Origin of the sequence: Martelella sp. NC20 (genome assembly GCF_013459645.1) — a bacterium.
GTDB lineage: Bacteria > Pseudomonadota > Alphaproteobacteria > Rhizobiales > Rhizobiaceae > Martelella.
This window is the reverse complement of sequence record NZ_CP054861.1, coordinates 1,422,622-1,441,242: the sequence shown is the minus strand read 5'-3', so window position 1 is coordinate 1,441,242 and position 18,621 is coordinate 1,422,622. Positions and strand designations below refer to the sequence as shown.

Here is an 18,621-nt window from a genome sequence, read left to right as displayed (position 1 = left end):
TTAGTGGTTGGCGTGAAGCGCTTCGAGCAGGGCTTCGGCGGTCATCCGCTCCCGTTCGACGGGGGACGGAAAGGCTTCCGGGTCGAGAAGCTGAAGCGAAAACAGAACCGATTTGTAGATCTCGAACAGGTCGAGGAAGCTTGCCGCATTCCAGCCCATCCGGTTGCGGTTGTCGGCCGTCTTCAAAACCGTCTGAAGCGAAACGGTCGGCGAGTAGAACTCGATTTCAACATCGGCATCGGCGTGTTCTTCGGCGTCGTCTTCGCTCATGATCACGGCGACCGTATTGACCAGAACAGCATCCAGCCGGCTCTGATCTTCGCCATGTTCCCGCGCTGCCCTGTCGATCTCCTCGAAGCGCGGCAGCAGCGCCATGGCGGCTTTAGTTGCAAACTTTGCCTGCGCGCCGTGTGCGGTCATGCCTTTGACGGCAGAGGCCACGCAGATATCGGCGACGGAATAATAGCTCCAGCCCTTTTCCTGTTGTGTGCGCGGAAACAGGCCATTGCGGGTTCGCCATTTGTTGAACGTGATCTGCTTCACGCCGACAACGGCAATCACGATGGACACGGGATAGATATATTCGGGCGCAGTCTGCTTCGGTTTCATGGGTGCATTTAGACCACATGATGATAATAGATACAAGTGTATTCGTTTATTTGAGGTCGCCTCATTGCCTCAAAGCCGGCTATTTCATTCGGCTCGTCGCAGGACATAATCCTTGTAGACCATCAGTGGCGCGGCGCAGCTCGCAGCCCCTAGCCCCACCTTGTCCATGAGCAGATCAGCCGCCACACGGACCCCGCTGCGGTCGAAACCAGAATGGAAGCTCCATTCCTGCACTCCGCCATTTGAAGTCCGGTGAACGTTGGCCTGATTGAATTCTTCGGTCCACCCGCACAACGGCTCACTTTCGTCGCCGTTTACTTCGAGGTCTCGGTCGCACGGCGCTCCGGTGCCCCCTGAAGTCGTCCAGCCAAGCCAGGGCTCGTAGTCTGCATTGTCGACTTCCCGCTCGTCATCGCAGGACATGGCGATATTGGAAGACTGCCCCTGATTGGGCCAGCCGTTGACCGGCTCGTCGCTGCCGTCATCCTCCGCGTTCTCGTCGCCTGCATAGGCATCGAGGATCAGGAGGAGGTTTTCGACGGCATCCTCGATCTTGCGTTTCAGGTCAGGGGTGAGTTCTGTGATGCGGACATAGCTGTCCCGTTCGCGAAAATGAGTGTTCATTCGCGTTGCTCCATTGATGACAAATTGCTCACGTGATAAAATTTATATCACATGAAGTTTTTGCGATCAATAAAAAACCATATGATATGAAAAAGATCACTAGTGCTCAAATCCGCGCAGGCCGCGCACTTATCCGATGGACTGCAAGTGACCTCGCTCGGGCGGCAAAGATAGGAATTGCTACAGTTCGGCGCGCAGAAGCTGATGAGGGGGAAATCAGGATGACAGAGGCGAATTTAAGCGCTGTCGTTTCGGCTCTCGAAAGCGCGGGCGTACTATTCATCTCCGAGAATGGAGGCGGACCGGGAGTTAGACTGAGGAGATAAGACGCATGTCGATCAAAAATGTTTTCTTGTTAGGCGCGGGGGCGAGTTTTGGAAGCGGTGGCTGCATCCCCAATGCACCGCCATTGGGCTTGGGACTATTCCAGTTGCTCGAGGAAAAAGGAGAAATCGCAAAAAGTGTTGATAGCGATATTGCGGAACTCTTTCGGGAAAACTTTGAAGAAGGTATGACAGCCTTTATGGAGCGGCACCCCGAAAAGATTGATTCATTTCAGCGCGAAATGGCTCTTTTTTTTCTGCAATTTCAACCGAAGCCTGACAATGTATACCACGAATTAATTCGAAGATTTTATAGAAATAGCATATTTTCATCAACTAACTATGAATTGATATTTGAATTATGTGCCAACGATATTGGACTTAAAATATACTATGATTCTTCTAGGGATGATGATGGTATTAGCCTTTTAAAAATACATGGGTCGGCAAATTTTTGGCCGGACTTAATGGGAAGCCAGATCTCAGGAATCAGTATTTCCGGTTCAGGTACACATATCGAAGCCCCTGTTAGACCTAGAAACCTCGAGGAATCGATTCATCTTTGCGAAGTTGAAGACAGTTTATCTCCAGCGATCGCGGTCTATGCGCCGGAAAAAAAGTCATTTATTTGTGATGAATATGTAAAAGATCAATACAATAAATGGGTTTTATCAATTCAGAACGCGAAGAGAATATTTATAATTGGGGTTAGAGTTAATTTAAATGATAAGCACATTTGGGATAAAATTTCGAACACAAAGGGTAAAGTTTATTACTTTGGGATGAATTCTGATAAATTAGATTTCTTTAATTGGAAAAGAGAATGCGGGAAGGTCGATGCATTCTTTGTTGAGTCAGAATTTGCTACCTCGCTCAAGAAAATTTCAAGATTCATTCGGCAATAAATCATCCCAACCACCGACTCCGCACTACCTGCTGCGCCTCTCGCCGCACCTGTGGTAAATCATACTTCAGATCATCAACCCGCTGAAGCCAGTTCACATTGACCAACTGCCGAGCAGCGACCCCATAAACCACACAGTCCAGCGCCTCCGCCGCACGGCCAGGTATCCGCTCAAAACGCCGTGACGGCTGCCCACGCGAATAGCGCACCACAAGCCGCTCACTGGCAAGCTGTTCAAACCAGACGGGTTGCAGATCATCCGCAAAGCGGATAGTGCGCCCACGCGCCAGCCTCGCCACGATATGGGCCTTCAGGCCATCGACCCCCACCAGAAACAGATTGCCGCCACGCTTCGTCTTCGAGCGCTCGATCCATTGCCGGTTTCCGGCGACACCCTTACCCGCGACGATCTTTCGCCGGTATCGCGGAAAGCAGAAGGCATAAACCCGTTCCATGGTCTCGCCGTCGCCACTGTCCACCACAGCGGCATCAAGGCCCATGCGTCCACCGAGGGCATGCGGCCACCGCGTCGAAAGAAGGCTTTCGAGTTCAGCCCACGTCTCCTCGTCATGCGGACTGCCCCAGATGACGCGATGACCGAGGACCAAACACTCGCCCGGCTCCGTCCATCCGAGGAAAGAAATCTCAAGGCGGTCTCTTTGGACGTCAACGCCCGCTGTGAGCGCAAGCGCCTCTTGCGGGACCGACTCAAGCCCGAATGCCTCGCGACGGCTGTAGAGGTCGCTCTCGTCCAGTTCCTCGCCTGCTTCGTTCCAGCCTTCGGCCAGAATGGTGTTTGTGAACACCTGAAGCATGGCCGGGTCATCCTTGGCGGCAAGGAATTCCTTGGCGAGTTTTGCCCATGAGGCATTCGCGAGGAGAGACACAAGCGCATTGAGGCGGAACCCGGCATGGTCGGCGATTTCCGGCTGTGTCGCCCGCCAACGGCCACCGGCGACCATTTGCGGCTTCCACCGCTCCTCGATCTCGCAGCCGCATAACGGGCAGTGATAGGCCGCGCGCTCCGGTTCGCCCTCCGGCCACTGGATATCCTTCCACTGGATCTCGTGGAATTCGCCGCATTCCGGGCACGGAACCTCGAAGATGCGCTTGTCGGATTGCTCATAGGAGCGCAGGACGTGGCTCGTATTGGCATAGACCGGCGTCGAGCCGATGACGATCTTGCGGTCGGCAAAGGAAAGCGTCCGCCGTTCGGCAAGCAGGATCGGCGATCCCTCCGCGCCGTTCTCCATCCCGTCCACCTCATCGCAGAGCAGAACGCGGACGTTGTGACGGCGCAGGTTGCGCGGTGCCTTGGCGGCAACGACCTTCAGAGAGCCGCCCGGGAAGCGCCGGGAGAGCAGCGTATTGCGGTCGCCATCGCTGCCGCCACGCGCCAGAAGGCCGGTAATCTCCGGCGAGGCGGTGAAGATCGGCTCGATATCCGAAACCATGTAGTCCCGGCAATCGGCCTCAGTCGGCAAGAGGCAGAGGATCGGCGATGGATCGTTGGCGATGTATCCGGCAAGGGCTCCGGTCAACAGGGTCGTGAAGCCGACGCGGACGGGCTTGACCAGCGTCACGCGCTCGATCAGCGGATCGCCGATGGCGTCGGCAATATCGCGCTGGAACGGCCAGAGGCGAACCGAGCCGGGCAGCGACGACACGTCATCCGGCAGCATGATCGTTTCCTCGATCCAGTCGGAAAGCCGCCGTTTCGGCGGCGGCATCAGAGCGGCAAGAGCGTTCTTGCGAACGTTCGCAAGGGTCTCATTCGTCATGGGCGAGGTCCTCCAGGGCGCGGCGGAGTTCGTTGTCGATGGCTTCGACGTCATGCGGTGTCAGGTGCGGCAGAAGCTGGCGAACGCGGGACGGCACGGCGAGGACGCCGGAACGGACCTTGCGCAGGACCGACGCCCATTCGCGTTCGACGTCGGAGGCGTGAACCAGCTCCTTGCGAAGGATGGCGTTCTTGATCTCGGCGGCATCGGCCTGTTCCTTGGCGAGCCTTGCGCGCTCTTCGGTCAGCGAGGCCTTCTGCCGTTCCTCGCCGAACAGCGTCGGCCCCTTGGCCTGTGAGGCGGCACGGGTCGGGTTGATGTTCTCGGCGATCCAGAGCTTGCCGCGCGCAACGTCGATCTTGCCATCAGCCTCGACCGGCAGACCTTGCTTGACCATCTGCGACACCCGCCCCGGCGAGACCGCGATCAGCTTCGCGAAAGCTGATTTCGAAAGGGCACGCGGCAGTTGCGAAAGCGCCGGATCGGCCAGATTGCTATGCGTCTCGTGCATATCGTATCCCGGATAAGCAATTGTTTTTAGCTATAAAATTTACTCTCAGTGACTGAAATCACGGGGTGCCAAATACCCGCATCAGGGCCTAAAGGAAGGACCCGAGCGCGGCCTCTGGCTGGCTTCGCCACCCTCACCGCGATGCCAGCCGCAACACGTTGCCCGATGCCGGGCTCGCCTCGACCTTGAGGGCTGTCTCAAGGCGGAGGAGGAAGTCGTCCAGGCCTTTCGGCCCACAGTCGGGGAAGTGGACAAGCTGCCCGTTCTCCGGCGGCAGCGGCCAGCCTCTCTTGCGATACGCGGCCACCCATGCCCGCCACTGGCGGCTGTCTCGGGAGGCAACCACAGGCTCCATCTCGAAAGCCAGATCTTCGAAAGCATCTGCCCAGCGCTCGGGGTTACCGAGGTTCTCGTAGACGTTGGGCCATCCATGATTGGCCTGATGATCCATCAACCATTCCGGTCTCGGGTCTCTGCGAACGATGGGCGGTGGTGGTGGCAGTGGCCCCGGTCCCTTGATCAGGGCAGCGAGAACAGCAACGCCCGCTGCGGCCGGTGTGACGCTCTGACGCCCAAGCCCGCTCTCTTCGTCCAGAGCCTTCTTCCGCTCGGCTGGCACGGTCGGTTGCGGTTCCGGTTCGATTTGCGGTTTCGCGTCTCCATCAACGATTTCATTCAAAGATTTATTCAAAGTGTTTGTAGGACATGGGTGTCCACCTTTTGCACCGTCGGATGTCCACGTTTCGGGCGTGGAATGTCTACCTTTTGGCGATGCCGAAACCGCTTCCTGTTCAAAAGGTGGACATGGGTGTCTACCTTTTTGAGCAGTCGTTTCGGGCTCCTGAAGGGCTTCCGCCGCCGCCGGGCGCTTCAGAATGGCGAAGTAAGTCAGCGTGCAGTTGCGGCCACCCTTCCCTTTTGTCTTCAGATGCCCTCGTGCCTTCAGCAGACCCACAGCGCGCTGAACGGTGCGTTCCGTGCAGCCGACCTTTTCCGCGAGCGTGCCATAGCTCGGCCAGGCGCTGAAAACACCGCTGTCATTGAACCGCTGTCGGTTGAAGTGCTTCGAGATGAAGAACGCGACGTTTGTCGCAACGCCCTTGCTCAGTGCCTCGTCGTCATAGACCTGATCGAGCCAGGTCATCCGCAGGCGGGTGTATTCGTCACCTGTCATGCCTGCCTCCACACGGCCAAATTGGCGGTAGAAACCGCGCCCAGTTTATGCCCAGCATTACCGAGAACATTTGCAGAACAGTAACCCTCCCCGCTCTGTCTGACAGGCGATGCGAAAAGGGGTTTCAGGCTTAAAGCTGTGTTGACATCGTAGGGGTCACAGGTTCAATCCCTGTTACGCCCACCATCCAATTGACTGAATTCGAAGGGCTTTCGCATTTGCGGAAGCCTTTTCGCATTTCGGGGGCCTTCAGGCGGCATCTGGCCCACCCCTTTGCCCCGCGTTCCGGGGACTTTTTTGCAAATCACGGGTGATTCCACCGCACGTCGAAATGCTATAGGTCTTTTTCAACCGCTCGAGCCGCTCACCCGAGGCTTGGCGGCCCGAGGGAATGGACATGGCATTTTGCGTTTTGAGTTTCGATATCGGCGGCACATCGATCCGGGCGGCGACCGCCGTCAATGGCGGCGCGCCGGGTGAGGCGACGCGGTTCGATACGCCGGCGCGCGACCGCGAGGCGTTTCTGGCGCGGCTTGCCGGCATTGCCGCAAACCTCCCCGCAAAGCCCGACGCCATCGCGATTTCACTTGCCGGCGTCGTCGATCCCGAGACTGGCCGGATGATCGTGGCCAACATACCGGCGATCCACGACACCGATCTTGCCGGCGACCTCGAAGCCCTGACGGGCATCCCCGTTGTGATCGCCAATGACGCGGATTGCTTTGCCGTGGCCGAGGCCGTGTACGGGGCGGGACGAGGCCACCAGATCGTGTTCGGCATCATTCTCGGCACGGGCGTCGGCGGCGGGCTGGTCTCCGGCGGCCGCCTGATCAATGCCGGCGGCGGTTTTGCCGGCGAATGGGGCCACGGGCCGATCACGCCGACAATGGCGGGCGGCATCGCCATACCGCATTTTGCCTGCGGCTGCGGCCTTTCCGGCTGCCTCGACACCGTTGCCGGCGCGCGCGGCATCGAGCGGCTCAATGCCCATCTTGGCGGCGGAACGCTTGATTCAAGGGAGATCCTGGACGCCTGGCGGGCGGGCGAGCCCGCCGCCACCCGCACCGTCGGCGTCTATCTCGATCTGATCGCGGGACCGCTGGCGGTATGCGTCAACCTGACCGGCGCCACCATCGTGCCGGCCGGCGGCGGGCTTGCCGGCGCTCACGACCTGCTCTCGGCAATCGACGACGCAGTGCGCCCGCTCACGCTCTGGAAGTTCGACCGTCCCCTGGTGGTGCCCGCCGCAAGCGGGGCCGAACCCGGCCTCGCGGGGGCCGCCGCCATTGCCTTTCAGCAGCGCGCTCAGTCTTCGTAGCGGCCGTAGCGGGTCAGCATCCCCTTGGTGGCGATCCCGAGCAGCACCGAGAAGATCACCAAAGCCAGCGAGAACGACATCGTGTTGGTCGAGAACCAGTTGGTCGCCACCAGCCGGATGTTGTTGATCGAAAACGGCGTGTCGAAAATGAAGTCGGTCGCGCCCATGCCGATATTGTCGATCACCCCGGTATTCCGGTTATAGGTGGTGACCCGGCCCTGAACGGCGTCCCAGTGCTGGCGTTTCATCAGCGCGGTCATGCCATTGGAGAGGTTTTCCTGAGAGGGCGCTGAAATCAGCGTCCACGCCCCGTCCCCGTTCGGGCTCGGCTCCTGCGCGATGATCATCGAGACCGAGTTCGGCGGCAGATAGTCGGTGTCCGGCCGCGGCAGGAAGCGCAGCGTTTCAAAGGAAAGGTCGTAATTGCGCTTGAGATATTTCTCGACCTCGAAAATCCAGTTGTACCAGCCGGCCGTCACCGCCTCGTCCCACTGCTCGATCGTGGTTTCGGGCACTTCGTTGTAATTGGCCTCGCCGCCGACCTGCTGGGTCCACACGCTGCGGCTGGTCTGCGATATCTTGGTCTGCCGGAGCGCCTGCGTCGGCACCTGACCGATGGAACCGATGAGGATCGCATCGCCCTCGCCCACATCCTCGATCGATTGCACCACATCCACCGGAATCTGCTGGCGGGCGGCATTGGAAAGCTTGGCAACGAAGTCGGAGGCGGTTGCGAGCGTGTTGGCGTTAAGATTATCGATATAGAGCGGAATGCGCGCGGTATCGCGCGAATAGGGAAAGCCCGTCCCGCCGGTCGCCCAAAGGTCCGGCACCTGCGCGACGCGGCCGAAATTCGGCATTTCGAATTCGGTGGTGTCGAACACCGCAAAGCGCGGCGTATCGTCGGCCGTGGCGCCCGGCAGGCAGGCGGCATCTTCCTTGGTCAGAAGCGCCGCCTCCAGCACGATCTTGTTCACGCCGGGCTTCAGGTGGCGCATGGTGAAGCGCACCGGCGTACGCCGCAGCACCGCGCCGTTGACGGTGCTGATCGGCCAGGTGGCGGCAAGCTGGTCGTTGACGAACACATGCAGACGGCTTCCCGGCAGCACGATCGGCCCATAGGCGGCATCGAGCATCAGCCGGGCCTCGCCATAGGCGTTGGCGTAGAAATCGGCGGGCAGGCCGATCGTGAATTCGGCGCGGAACACGCGGCCGGAAAATTCCTGCGTGGGAATACCGAGCTGCTCGAAGGTCAGCGTCTTGTGGCCGGTCAGAAGCTGGGTATCCTGCTTGCGCCAGGAATGCGTCGAGTAGGCCTCGTCCTTCATCGCGGCGCTGCGGCCGGCAGGCGCGGTGATGCCGTCGATGAGCGGGCCGATCCGCTGCCAGGACGGCGCAACCAGTACCAGCACGCTTTGGCCGAGCGCATCTGTGCCGACGAAACGGGCAGACTGCGCCGTGCCGAGGTCCGGCAACCCATCACCGAGCAGCGGGCGCAGTTCATCCGGCGTCCCGACATAGACCGGCAGCACGCCGGAGCCGAACTTCACCGGCTCTGACATGGAATAGGTGAAATAGGTGTTCGGCATGTCTGCGAGCAGCGCCAGCCCCTGCGCAAGTTCCAGCAGCGGATCGCCCGCGATCGCATCGTTGAGCCCCGGCGCGACGATATGGAACTGCGTCCGCCCGATGGCATCGACGCCAACCGCGCGAATATCGCCGACGGTGGAAAGCTCGGCGGTGGCGGGATCGTCAAAGATCAGAAAGGTCCGTTGCGGATCGATGTCGGTCCACAGATCATAGGTCGAATCGAGATCGCAATCGGTGCGGTGACGTTGCTTGATCCTGATCGAGAACTGGTTGTAGCCCGGTTTCAGCACGCCGGCGGGCACCTCGAAGCGTAGGTCCGATTTGCGCTCGGACGAATCCAGCGGCGGCGTTGCGATCTCGACATTGTTGAAGGCAATCGTCAGTTTCGAATATTCCGGCGCGACAAAGATCGAGTTCTGGTAGCCGACATTGAAATGCGAAGCCGACTTCGCCTGGGCCTCGGTAAGATAGACGGACCAGGCCCGCTCGCCATTCTCGCCCTCGAGCCGCATCTGGTCGGCCGGCACGATGTAGCGGAAAAACGGCACCGCCTCGGCTATGGGCTCGGGTGTGGCGGCAGGCGAGGCAGGCGAGGCAGACGGCGCGCGTGGGAGCGGACCGGAGCCGTCCCCGCCCATATCGAAAGGCGCAACGGAGGTCGATGGCGGCGTTGTCGTCTGGGCCGAGACCAGCGAAGCGCCAGTGAGGAGAAATGCCAGGAAAAGCAGAATCCGTTTCATCAGCTCTTGCCTTTCGCCCGCGCAGAACCGCCGCCCGTGTTCGGCTGATACTTGCCGATGAAGTAGCTCATGCCGCGTCCCATCTGGCGCACCGACATCTTGATGAACCAGAAGGTGCCAACCAGCGTGCCGGGATCGTTCTTGCGCGATTGCAGAAGCTGCTGCCAGCGCTCCGAATTGGCGAACATCAGATCCGAGATCACCGAGAAATGCAGGCTGGAGACCGGCGCGTAGCGGCAGCCGACCATGGCAAGTTCGCCGAGCGAGCGGGCGTGACGGATCATCACCGGCACCTCGCCGGCGTCGCCGCCGCGATGCGGCTCGACCCGGAGCAGCGCTTGGGTGCCGGGGCGCAGACGGTCGAGATCGCGCACCTGCACCTGAAGCCCCGCGCCATCGGTCGAGACATCCTCGATCGTGCCCCGATAGACGCTGTCGCCGATCACCAGTTCGCAGCGACGCGACATCTTGATGCGCCGCGCCTTCTGGCGTTCGCCCGCTTCCGAGACGACGCCAAGTGCTGCGGCCGTCAGAAACAGGTTGAGGAAGTTCCAGCCGCCCACCACCCAGGTGACGCCTGCAAGATACGGCTCGGCGTAGAGCCGGTAAACCATCATCACGCTGGCCGCGACGAACACGAAGAAGATGATGAAGAACGGACGGCTGATTTCGGAAAGTCGGCTGTGCTCGATCGACTCGTCCTTCGCCGTCACCTTGAAGGACGGCTTTTTCGGATTGATGATCGCCGAGACCACCGCCGGCATCAGGTGGACCGTCTGGACGTATTCGTAAAGCTCGGAAATCCAGGGCCAGCGGAACTGGCCGAACAGATAGTTCTGAATCAACAGGTTCACGATCAGATAGGACAGCGTGTAGGCCAGGAACTCGCCGCCGGAGGCGTCGAAGATCTGCAGGCCGAAGAACAGATAGCACAGCGGCGCGATCATGAACGAGGCGCGCGCGAAGGGAAACAGCCAGAACAGGTTCGACGACATGTAGCAAAGCCGCTGCGGCAGGGTCAGCCCGCGTAAAAGCAGGGGAAACTTGAACCGGAGGATCTGCATCATCCCCTGCCCCCAGCGGCTGCGCTGGCCGATGAAGCTGGAGAAGGTCGCGGGCTGCAGGCCGGCAATCAGCGGGCGGTCGACATAGACGCTGTTCCACCCGTTGGAGTGCAGTTCGACGGCGGTCTCGCAGTCCTCGGTAATCGAAACGCCCGAAAAGCCGTTCACGGAATTCAGCGCCTCGCGGCGCAGCACCGCGGCGGAACCGCAGAAGAACGAGGCGTTCCACTTGTCGAGGCCGCGCTGGATGATGCCGTAGAACATCTCGTTCTCGCTCGGCATCAGTTCATAGGTTCTGAGATTGCGCTCCAGCGGATCCGGATTGATGAAGAAATGCGGCGTCTGGACCAGGAAGAGCTTCGGGTCTTCCAGAAAATAGCCGACCGTTTCCTGAAGGAAATCATTGGCCGGCGCATGGTCTGCGTCGAACACCACGATCAGGTCGCCGGTGGTATATTGCAGCGCGTGGTTCATGTTGCCCGCCTTGGCGTGCTCGTTGCGCGGGCGGGTAATATAACCGACGCCGAGTTCGGCGCAAATCTGCCTCAGCTCACGATGGCGCGTCTGGGCAAGACTTGCCTCCACCAGGTTCTTGGAGTTCCGCTTCTGCTCGGTGCCGCCGTCATCGAGCAGGTAGACCTTGAGCTTCTCCGGCGGATATTCCATGGCCTTGGCGGCGGCCAGCGTATGGGCAAGCATCGTCGAGTCTTCGTTGTAGGACGGCACGTAGACATCGACATAGGGGAGGTCACCCTCGAGTTTGCCCCAGCGCGGGCGCACCGGCAACGGCAGCGCAACCACGAACAGGCTGAGCGCCAGCATGCCCACGGAGAACATTTCGGCGCAGTAAAGCAGGACGCCCGGAATGAAGTTCTGCAGTTCGGTGATCGGCGGAAGCGTGCTCGTGGTGCGCCAGAACACATAGCGCAACACGATCGAGGTGCCGAAAGCCAGCGCGATCAGGCGCCAGTTGCCTTCGGCATGCATCTGCTTGAGAACCAGCATCACGGCCACGGCAACGAAGCTCACCACGATCTGGGTACGAAGATCAATCGGGAGCGTGACAAGGCCGAGAACAAAGATCGCGGTTATGATCCAGGCAATAGTGACTGCGATCTTACGCATCAGACAGATCCTTCCGAACGGAATATTCCGGACATATACGCAAGAAAACTAAAAATTGTCTTGCGCCGGTATACTTTTTTTCTGAGGACCCTGGCACAAGCGACCCCGCTTTGCGTGAAAAGCCCGCTACGGCCGTGATGCGTTACATCGGGAAGCGGCGCGCCGCCTTCCATCCTGACCGGAGGGTTCGCGATCGAAAATTTACTCACAGCTCACGGTCGTCGATCCCGGAAGCAGACGGCACGGCGGCGCCGGGATCGAGCTTCTGCCCGCCGCAGGCGTTCCCACGACCGAGGTCGCGGGCGATGACGTCGTGGAGGAACGCGCCGGCACCGGGATGTTGGCGGCCGCCGGTGCGGAAACCGGAGCGCCGATCGTCGGCGAGACCGCGGCCGGAACCGCCGATGCAGCCGGCGCCTGCCGGCCGGGCGTCGGAATGGTCGAGGCCGGTGCGCCCACCGAGGGCAGGCCGGTCGTGTAGGCGCCGGGCACGGCGGGCGTGCCGACATAACCGGCGGAGGGGAGGCTTCCGGGCGGCAGACGCACGACATCGACGTTGATTTCGTCGCCGGTTGCGACCGATGACGTCGCCGCGCGTGTCACCGGCGTGGTGCTGACGGTCGAGGATTTCAGCACCTTTTCGGTATCGGCAACGCGCTCGGGCCTCGGATCATAGGCCTTGCGCGGATAGGTCGGCGCGCCGGTCTCGCCCAGAAGCGGCGGCGGGCCGGCCTGCTCGCCATAGGGGTTCCAGCCATAGGCCTCGACCGCCGCGGCGATGGTGTAGCCATACATGATGCCGAGCAGGTCATCCTCGCTGGCGCCGGCCTCGCAGAACCGCACGCGCACCTGGATCGTGCCGGCCTGGCCGAAAGCGGCGAGGCTGTCCTGACCCGGCCTGATCTGCTGCCAGCCATACATGCACAGATCGCTGCCCCTGCCATGGCCGAAGGCATAGCCGAACGGGCCATAATTGTTCTGCACGTAATAGGGCGAGCGAACCATGCGCACGCCGGGCAGTTCCTCGCGCATCTCTTCATCGATGCGACGGTCGGTGATCGACTGGTAGGACAGGCTGTTGCCATTCATCCGCGAATAGTTGCGGGTGCCGAAGAAGACCGCGTGGATCGCGTTCTGGCCGGGGGTGCGCGCATCGGTGCGCAGCATGATCTGCTGGTCGATGGCGTTGGAGAACTGCTTCTCGAGCACAGAGACGATCGCCGGGCCGCCCGGCGGCGGCATGATCACGGCTTCTTCCGGCAGAAGATTGCGCACCGATGACGTGTACGGCATGAGATTGCCGGCACAGCTTGCCAACAGGCCCACTGCGAAAAGGCCCAATGCCGCGCGGCATCGGGACCTGATCTGACGGGCAACGGCAATTGTCATCTTACAGCACACCTTGGTTTGTCACGGTCAGGGGCATTGGAAACGCCCGAGCCGGCCTTTTGATTCCACATTCATATTTTTCAGACTTTGGTAAACAAAGACCTAACGCATCCCCGCTGCGACACATGAGAAAATTAACAATTTCCCTGAAAGTTTGGCGATATTCGCCCATTCTTTTAATATTTCTTAACGACAATACGTGTTTGTAGTGGATCACATGACGTTCGCCGCAACCCGTATACAGGGAACCGATATGCCAAGCCGCGAGAAGCCCGCCGCAACAAAGCTTGAAGGTTCCGCCCGGCGCCGCCGGGACGGAGCCGATGCGGGCGGTGAACAGTGGGGGTATGTAAATAACGCGGGCACAGTCGGTTACGGAATCCGGGCCCGCGGCTCGGCCGGAGTATGGATGCGATGAAGCTGACTTATATTGCACTGACCGCAGGCGCGATCGCCATGATCGGTGCAATCAGCATGGGCGCGCCCGGCCGCAGGCTTCCGGTCTCGACCGCGCTTGCCGAGCCGACCGAGGCCTTCAGCCAGGCCTATGAGAAAATCGTCAGCGATGACGCGCCGACACCCGCGCCCGAACCCGCGCCGCGCTTCAGCGCCGTGAGCGAGGCCCAGGCGCAGGAACCTTCCGCCGACCTGCGCAACCTGCCCGACAACACCACGCTGCCGCAAACCACGACGCCGCAGCCGGCCCAGCAGGCGGCAACCCGGCCGACCCAGGAACCGGAGCGCCCGGCGGTTGACGAAAGCGCGCTGCGCTATTTCGCCCAGCAGGGCGATCTGGAGCGTCTCCAGGCCGAAATCTCGCGGCTGCGCTCGCTTTACCCCAACTGGACGCCGCCTTCCAATCCGCTGGCCGTCGAGGATGGCGAGGACGATCAACTCAACGCCATGTGGCAGGCCTATGCCAGGGGCAATTACGCCGAAGTCCGCCAGATGATCCAGGATCGGCGAACGGAGGAACCCGACTGGACGCCGCCGGCCGATCTGGTCGACCGCCTGCAGATCGCCGAAAACCGGACCGCGCTGGTCAAGGCGTCGGAAGATGGCGACTACGAGAAGGTCATCGACCTTGCCTCGCAATCGCCGAGCATCCTGACCTGCGCGGAGATCAACGTCCTGTGGCTGGTGGGCGAAGCCTTCGCCAAGACCGACAAGCTCGGCCGCGCGATGGACGACTACACCTATATCATGAAGAACTGCGACGCTACGCAGGAACGCCTCGCCACCCTTCAAAAGGCGCTGGCCGTCATGCCCTATGACGACATGAAGACGCTGATCGGCTATGAGCGTCCCGGCGAAAGCGACATGCCCGAGTTTCAGGAGATCAGTGAAAACCTCCTGCGTGACCGGATGGCGGAAGCGGGCGATGACGAATCCATCATCGTCTCCCCGGAAGACCTGGCGGCGATGGAGAAACTGGCGAACACCTCCAACTCGGCCAACGACGCCGAACTGCTCGCCTGGTACTTCCTGGTTCGCGGCAGCGATTCGGCCGCCGAGCCGTGGTTCCGCAAGGCGCGCGAAGAGGGTGACTCGGCCACGATTTCGCAAGGGCTGGCGCTGATCCTGATCGAGCAGGACAAGGCCGACGAGGCCGAGGCGGTGATGTATCCCTGGCGCAACGACAGCAATGAAGCGCTCGATACCTATCTGAACGCAGTCGTCCGGATGCTCGGCCGGATTCCGCGCAAGGACTATTCCACCGATGTCCTGAGCCGCATGGCCGAGGTCATCACCGAAGCCAGGAGCATGACCGCGGCCCAGCAGTTCGGCTGGTATTCCAAAGATTTGAACCAGCCGCTCGCCGCTCTCCAGTGGTTCGAGGCGGCCCTTTCCTGGCAGCCCTCGTATGAACCAGCGGCCTATGGCGTGACGCTGACGCTCAACACCATGAACTACAAGCCCGGCGTCTATCTGATGCAGAGGGTCTGGGCGCCCTATTCCGAGCGCATCGCCTGGCTGAACGATCCCAACGCGCCGGTGACGACGCTTGAGAACATGATGGCGACCGTGTTCGAGCTGACGGTACTGACCGAGACCAACGGCGCCAGCCGCACCGTCGCCGTGCCGATCGCCGAGATCGATCTCGCCACCGGCCAGCAGACGCCGATCGGCGCCACGGCGGTGCCCTCGTCGCCCGGCCAGCCCCAAAACGGCGTGGCCCTGACAGCGCCTGTCGCAGGGCCCGGGATCGATGGAACGGACGCCACCACTGCCAATTACGTACCGGAATATTACCAGTATTATTACGGCGGCGGCGCTGCCGCGCAAACGGCGGCGCCGGGAAGCGCCGCAAGCCGCACCCAGACGCTGGAACGGCTCAGCATTCCGCGTTCGATGATCCGCACCGATCCGGTGTCCGGCGTCCAGACCGTGACCGTGCTGAACTCCGCCCTGCAGCCGGAGGCGAACCGCTATCAACCCTCCGCGGCCCAGATTCAGGCGGCATTCTACACCACCGGCCAGCCTTCGGAAAAAACCGAAATCTACCGGTTTGACGAACAGGCCTACGCCAATCGCGACTATCTGCGCCAGTTCCAGGTGGCCTACTTCCTGAATGTCGTCGGGGCCGCCAATGCGAGCGAGGACCAGGTGATGGTCTCCAGGCTGCCCGCCGGCACCCAGCTGCCCCAGGGTACGGCGATACCGGTTTCGACCGCCGAGCCGGCCGTGGCCCGCACCGCCACGACGACATCGACCCGGCGCGTCGCCGCGAGCAGTTCGTCTTCTTCCGGCGCCAGTTGCTGGAGCGGACGTTCCGCCGAAAACCTGTCGCCCGACGCCGCGCTCCGGCAGGGCTGGTGCCTGATGGATCTGCAGCGGCCGACCGAAGCCGCCCGCGCCTTCGAGACCGCGCTCGGCTCGTCATCGGCGAAAAACCGCGAGGAAGCCGCCTACGGCCAGAGCCTTGCCTATATGCGCCTCGGCCTGACCAACAAGGCCGCCGTCGCCGCTTCACAGGAGCCGCTGAGCCGCGAACGCCAGCTCAACCTGCAGGTCGATATCCTGTCAGCGCGCGCGATCGCCGCCTATCAGGGCGGACATTATCAGGATGCGCTGCTGCTGCTTGCCCAGCGCGACCAGCTCGCGCCAGAAGAAACCGGCCTGATGGTGATCCGCGGCTACGCCTATTACAATCTCGGCCGCTTCAACGACGCCCACAAGGTCTTCAGCGCACTCGCCGAAATGGGCAATCCCAAGGGCATGGAGGGTCTGGCGCTCGCCCGCAACCGGCTGGGCCTGCCGGGCAGCAACTGACGACGCGGTCGAGGCCGCCTGCGTGAAAGGCGGCCCGCTCTTATCGCTTGTCTGTCGGAAGCGCGCCAGCGCGCTTCTCCGCCTCGAAGGAGGCCTCCGCATCAATGTAAGCCTCCTGGCGGGCGACGCTCCAGTAGCGCAACTCGTCGAGCGGAATATGCTTGCCGGTAACGGCGCAAACCACGTGGCTGCCGGGTGTTACGATCTCGAAATTGGCGTCGAGATAACGAATCCGCGCCGCGCCCTTGCCGCTTCCATCAAAGATGTTCACCGATCGATCTCCATTTCCGCTTGCTGGTATCGCCGCGCCGTCAACGCCCGAAAAGCCGCTCGATATCGGCGAGCTGCAGTTCGATATAGGTCGGCCGGCCGTGATTGCACTGGCCGGAACCCGGCGTCGTCTCCATCTGCCTGAGCAGAGCATTCATTTCATCGACGCGCAAGCGCCTTCCCGAACGCACCGAACCGTGGCAGGCCATGGTGGCGGCGACACTTTCGAGCCTTGCCCGCAGACCGTCGGCGGTTTCCCATTCCGCGGCCTCGTCGGCGAGCTGGCGGATCAGCGCCCCGGCATCGACCTCGCCAAGAAGCGCCGGCGTCTCGCGCACGGCAAGCGCGCCCGCGCCGAAGCGCTCGTAGACGAGACCGAGCCGAGCAAGCTCATCGGCAAACGGCATCAGCCGGTCGCAATCTTCCTCCGGCATGTCGACGATTTCCGGGATCAGCAGCATCTGCGAGGGCAGTCTTCTATTGGAAAAGGCTGTCCTCAGCGCCTCGTAGACCAGACGTTCATGGGCGGCATGCTGGTCGACGATCACAAGGCCGGTATCGGTCTGGGCGACGATGTAATTTTCATGCACCTGCGCCCGCGCAGCCCCCAGCGGGTGGTCCGGGGACGGCTGAGTGACGGGCGCCTCGCCGCGCGCCGATGGCGTGGCAAAGCCCGCAAGGCTTGCCGCCGGCCCGCCGTCAAACACGGGCGCGGACGTCGTTTCGCCGAAGCCTGACGCGGCCTGCTCGCGAAAGCCGTCCGGCCGGTAGGGCGAATTCTGCGGCGACCAGTCGGCATTGGCCGCCCGTTGATAATCGCCCCGGAAGACCCGCGACGCACCGCCCGGATCTGGCGAGACCCCCGGCCTGAACGCCCTCAGCATCGCATCCGCGCCGGTTGACGATGCCCGGTCGCCCGCCCGCGTCAGCGCCTCGCGGATCGCGCCCACGATCAGCCCGCGCACCAGCGCCGGGTCGCGAAACCGGACATCGGCCTTGGCCGGATGGACATTGACGTCGACCAGCGCCGGATCGAGCGAAAACCACAGCACGGCGACCGGATACCGCCCCCTCGGCACCGTCTCGGCATAGGCAGCGCGGATCGCGCCCAGAAGCAGGCGGTCCTGCACCGGCCGGCCGTTGACGAAGGCATAGAGATGGCCGGAATTGCCGCGATTGAAGGTCGGCACCCCGGCAAAGCCGGAAAGGGCCACATCCTCGCGCAGCGCGTCTATTTCGATTGCATTGGCCTTGAAATCACGGCCGAGCACCTGGGCGATGCGCGCCAGCCGGTCATCGCCGGTGGCCGGCAGTTCGAGCGTGGTCCGGTCGGACCCCGACAGCACGAACCGCGTCGCCGGAAAGGCCAGCGCCATGCGCTTGATCACCTCGGTGATCGCGCCCGTCTCGGCGCGCTCGCTTTTCAGGAATTTCAACCGGGCCGGCGTCGCGAAGAACAGGTCGCGCACCTCGACGATCGTGCCGGCATTGACCGGGGCAGGCTCCGGCTCGCCCGAGCGCCCGCCTTCAAGGGCGATGCGATAGCCCTCGCCAGCCTCGCGCGTGCGGCTGGCGATCGAAAGCCTGGCGACCGAACCGATCGAGGGCAGCGCCTCGCCGCGAAAGCCGAGCGTGCGAATGTCCGTGAGGTCCGCGGTAATCTTGGAAGTGCAATGCCGCCTGACCGCGAGCGCCAGGTCGTCGCGGGTCATGCCCGCGCCATTGTCGGTTACCCGAAGCAATGCCTTGCCGCCGCCGGCGGTTGCGATCTCGATCCGGGTGGCGCCGGCATCGAGCGCGTTCTCGACCAGTTCCTTGGCGGCGCTCGCCGGCCGCTCGATGACCTCGCCGGCGGCAATCTGGTTGATGACGGTTTCGGAGAGCTGTCTGATGCGCATGTGGTCTACATAACAGATTCGCCCCGTC

At 61.8% G+C, this 18,621-nt stretch carries 13 protein-coding genes; 3 read left to right on the top strand and 10 right to left on the bottom strand.

All coding sequences use genetic code 11. The features are described 5' to 3' along the window. The gene (locus HQ843_RS06895; protein ID WP_180899208.1) at positions 1-609 is read right to left on the bottom strand and encodes a hypothetical protein; all 609 of its coding nucleotides are present in this window, start codon (positions 607-609) and stop codon (positions 1-3) included. Positions 610-693: 84 nt separating this feature from the next. Then, the gene (locus tag HQ843_RS06890; protein ID WP_180899209.1) at positions 694-1,233 is read right to left on the bottom strand and encodes a hypothetical protein; all 540 of its coding nucleotides are present in this window, start codon (positions 1,231-1,233) and stop codon (positions 694-696) included. 331 nt (positions 1,234-1,564) lie between these two features. On the opposite strand from HQ843_RS06890, the gene HQ843_RS06885 reads away from it, so the two are divergent. Further along, positions 1,565-2,461: a hypothetical protein gene (locus HQ843_RS06885; protein WP_180899210.1), complete on the top strand. Its 897-nt coding sequence runs from the start codon at positions 1,565-1,567 to the stop codon at positions 2,459-2,461. Between the two features lies 1 nt (position 2,462). Here HQ843_RS06885 and HQ843_RS06880 read toward each other — a convergent pair whose 3' ends face one another. The 3 genes from HQ843_RS06880 to HQ843_RS06870 form a co-directional block, all read right to left on the bottom strand. Next, positions 2,463-4,241: a phage terminase large subunit family protein gene (locus tag HQ843_RS06880; protein WP_180899211.1), complete on the bottom strand. Its 1,779-nt coding sequence runs from the start codon at positions 4,239-4,241 to the stop codon at positions 2,463-2,465. Continuing rightward, entirely contained in the window at positions 4,231-4,752 is a 522-nt protein-coding gene (locus tag HQ843_RS06875; RefSeq protein WP_180899212.1) for a DNA packaging protein, read from the bottom strand. Before HQ843_RS06875 ends, HQ843_RS06880 begins: the two co-directional genes overlap by 11 nt. Positions 4,753-4,885: 133 nt before the next feature. Further along, positions 4,886-5,926, bottom strand: coding sequence for a helix-turn-helix domain-containing protein (locus tag HQ843_RS06870; RefSeq protein WP_180899213.1), 1,041 nt, complete (start codon positions 5,924-5,926; stop codon positions 4,886-4,888). 391 nt (positions 5,927-6,317) lie between these two features. Here HQ843_RS06870 and HQ843_RS06865 point away from each other — a divergent pair, with 391 nt between their 5' ends. After that, complete coding sequence (locus HQ843_RS06865) at positions 6,318-7,244, top strand: ROK family protein (RefSeq protein ID WP_371822066.1); 927 nt, start codon at positions 6,318-6,320, stop codon at positions 7,242-7,244. Here HQ843_RS06865 and HQ843_RS06860 read toward each other — a convergent pair. The 3 genes from HQ843_RS06860 to bcsN all read right to left on the bottom strand — a co-directional run bounded on the left by HQ843_RS06860 (position 7,232) and on the right by bcsN (position 13,056). Continuing rightward, positions 7,232-9,574: a cellulose biosynthesis cyclic di-GMP-binding regulatory protein BcsB gene (locus HQ843_RS06860; protein WP_180899215.1), complete on the bottom strand. Its 2,343-nt coding sequence runs from the start codon at positions 9,572-9,574 to the stop codon at positions 7,232-7,234. The two genes, HQ843_RS06865 and HQ843_RS06860, sit on opposite strands and share 13 nt — an antisense overlap. Further along, positions 9,574-11,763 carry a UDP-forming cellulose synthase catalytic subunit gene (gene bcsA / locus HQ843_RS06855; protein ID WP_180899216.1) on the bottom strand — a complete coding sequence of 730 codons (2,190 nt, stop codon included), beginning with the start codon at positions 11,761-11,763 and terminating at the stop codon, positions 9,574-9,576. The genes HQ843_RS06860 and bcsA overlap by 1 nt, the downstream gene beginning before the upstream one ends. 201 nt (positions 11,764-11,964) lie before the next feature. After that, the gene (gene bcsN / locus HQ843_RS06850) at positions 11,965-13,056 is read right to left on the bottom strand and encodes a cellulose biosynthesis protein BcsN (RefSeq protein WP_180899217.1); all 1,092 of its coding nucleotides are present in this window, start codon (positions 13,054-13,056) and stop codon (positions 11,965-11,967) included. Between the two features lie 510 nt (positions 13,057-13,566). Here bcsN and HQ843_RS06845 point away from each other — a divergent pair. Beyond that, the gene (locus tag HQ843_RS06845) at positions 13,567-16,425 is read left to right on the top strand and encodes a tetratricopeptide repeat protein (protein WP_180899218.1); all 2,859 of its coding nucleotides are present in this window, start codon (positions 13,567-13,569) and stop codon (positions 16,423-16,425) included. A 40-nt stretch (positions 16,426-16,465) separates the two neighbouring features. Here the strand turns inward: HQ843_RS06845 and HQ843_RS06840 are convergent, their stop codons facing one another. Together HQ843_RS06840 and mutL are read right to left on the bottom strand one after the other, a co-directional pair. Further along, entirely contained in the window at positions 16,466-16,696 is a 231-nt protein-coding gene (locus HQ843_RS06840; RefSeq protein ID WP_180899219.1) for a DUF2093 domain-containing protein, read from the bottom strand. Positions 16,697-16,736: 40 nt separating this feature from the next. Continuing rightward, the gene (mutL, locus tag HQ843_RS06835) at positions 16,737-18,593 is read right to left on the bottom strand and encodes a DNA mismatch repair endonuclease MutL (RefSeq protein ID WP_180899220.1); all 1,857 of its coding nucleotides are present in this window, start codon (positions 18,591-18,593) and stop codon (positions 16,737-16,739) included. Between the last annotated feature and the right edge of the window lie 28 nt (positions 18,594-18,621).